Annotated in this window: 1 protein-coding gene; it reads left to right on the top strand. The window is 47.5% G+C overall.

The genetic code is table 11. From position 1 onward, the window contains the following. Positions 1-1,086, top strand: a 1,086-nt coding sequence (locus tag ACFPPD_RS18890; RefSeq protein ID WP_378082883.1) for a transposase, incomplete at both ends; no start/stop codon positions are given.

Below are 1,086 nucleotides of genomic sequence, written 5' to 3'. Positions count from 1 at the left end.
ATGTGGTTGAGCGCTCTAGGTACGACATGTCGTTCAAGTATTTTCTTCAAATGGCACCGGAAGAATCGGTCATCGACCCGAGCACTTTGACCAAATTTCGCAAGCTTCGGCTGAAGGGCTTGAATCTGTTGGACTTGTTAATCGGCAAGACCGTCGAACTGGCTCTCGCGCAGGGGATTCTAAAGAGTACCTCCATCATTGTGGATGCGACGCATACGAAAGCTCGTTACAACCAGAAATCACCGCGGGAGATCTTACAAGATCGTTCCCGGAAATTGCGAAAAGCGATTTACTCCGTGGACGAATCGCTGAAAGAGAAGCTTCCCGTCAAGAATACGGAGGATACACTTGAAGCGGAGATCGCCTATTGCCAGAAGCTCATTGATGTCACTCAGACGAAGCTCGGAATTGCCCAATTGCCCAAAATCACGGAGCCGCTGAATCTGCTTATAGAAACCGTCGAAGATGATGTGGAACAATTGCGAATCTCTGAAGATCAGGATGCGCGGATTGGTCACAAAAGCGCGGACTCTTCGTTTTTTGGATATAAGACGCATTTAGCAATGACAGAGGAACGGATCATTACAGCGGCTGTTATCACCACAGGTGAAAAAAATGATGGGAAGCAGTTGCAAACGCTGATTGAGAAAAGCAAGGCAACTGGTATGAACGTGCAGACGGTCATTGGCGATACCGCGTACTCTGAAAAAGAAAACATAGCGTACAGCAGAGACAATGACATTGAATTGATTGCGAAGCTGAATCCGCTGATTACACAAGGCGGGCGTAAGAAGGAAGATCAATTCGAGTTCAACAAAGATGCAGGAATGTACGTATGCAAGGCCGGTCATATGGCGATTCGGAAAGCAAAGCAAGTTAGGAAAGAAGGCGGGAAAAACCAAAGGACGAAATACTACTTTGATGTGGAGAAGTGCAAGAGTTGCCCATACAAGGAAGGGTGCTATAACGATGGAGCCAGCAAGACGTACTCCGTAACAACGAAGTCGGACGAGCACTCGGAACAAGCAGCGTTCCAGGAAAGCGAGCACTTTAAAGCCAAGGCGAAGGAACGTTACAAAATCGAAG

The sequence above is a fragment of the Cohnella suwonensis genome, from assembly GCF_042655365.1.
Lineage (GTDB): Bacteria > Bacillota > Bacilli > Paenibacillales > Paenibacillaceae > Cohnella > Cohnella suwonensis.
This window is presented reverse-complemented; position numbering and strand designations above follow the sequence as displayed.